The organism is Acidithiobacillus sp. TH-A36, assembly GCF_057473445.1.
This window is the reverse complement of sequence record NZ_JBYCKP010000520.1, coordinates 1-1,169: the sequence shown is the minus strand read 5'-3', so window position 1 is coordinate 1,169 and position 1,169 is coordinate 1. Positions and strand designations below refer to the sequence as shown.

At 51.2% G+C, this 1,169-nt stretch carries 1 protein-coding gene; it reads right to left on the bottom strand.

Annotation, left to right across the window (positions count from 1 at the left end; genetic code table 11):
• Nucleotides 1–1,169, bottom strand: a 1,169-nt coding sequence (locus AC2VLY_RS13100) for an efflux RND transporter permease subunit (RefSeq protein WP_486922429.1), incomplete at both ends; no start/stop codon positions are given.

Genomic DNA, 1,169 nt, shown 5'->3' with positions numbered 1-1,169 from the left:
AATCCACCACTTTCCTGCATGTACTCGCGCGACTGGCTGGCGTAATTGACCGAAAAGTCCTTGGGCATGATTTTTTCAGCCGTGCTCCGGAAGAAGTCCAGGGACTGCCCCATGGTTACTCCCGGCTTGGGAACCGCCTGAATGGTGACTGAGTTGAGCTGTTGAAACTGCGGCAGAAACTGGGGTTCAACCTTGGTTTCGATGGATACGACTGTTGACAGGGGCACCATTTGACCCGTTGCCGTGGCAATATAATAGTCCTTGAGGGCCTCCGGGTCTGTGCGGAACTTGTCCGGCACCTGGGGAATAACCTTGTAGCTGCGTCCCTGCATGTCAAAGCGGTTGACATAGTTGCCGCCCAGCAAAGGTTGCAGATCCTGGGCAATTTCCGCCATGGTCAAACCCAAATTGGCGGCAATATTGCGATGGATTTTCAGCACCAGTTCCGGATTGTCAATGCGCAAGTCCTTAGTCACATAGAAGAACATGCCACTTTGGTAGGCCTTGGCTATGACCTGATCCGCCACCTGATCGATTTTGTCGTAGCTGCCGGGACTCTGCAGAACAAATTGTACCGGCAGGCCGCCCGCAGATCCTGGTAAAGGTGGCGGTAGAAAGGTTGCGATCTGCAGTCCAGGTACGCTTTGCAATTGCTGCTGCAATTTGGGCTGAATCTGCATGGCAGTGACTGAACGATCGGACCAATTGGTCAGATTTATACCAGACCACATGCTATTGTTGGCACCACCACTACCTACTGATACGCCGGTTATCATAAAGACCGATTTGTACTGCGGACACTTATCGAAGATCTTGAGTATCTGCTGTCCATAATCAACCAAGCGATCTGGAGTGATAGTTGGAGCTCCGGTAGCGGCATCAAAAATAATGCCCTGATCTTCCTGTGGTGCCAGTTCTGATTTGGAAGTGGAGAACAGGAAGTAAATGCTGCCGAATACGACAATGGCAAAGAGCATGGTGACTGGCACGAAATGCAGGCTACCGTGGAGAAGTCGATCATAAAAGCCGCGTAAGCCTGCAAAACGCTGTTCGATGAAGTGCTCGAAACCATGTTCTTTGGTGGGTTTTAAAACCTTGCTGGACAACATCGGAGAGAGCGTCAGTGCGACGATCATGGAGATCAACACGGTGGCAACCAGAGTAAAGGC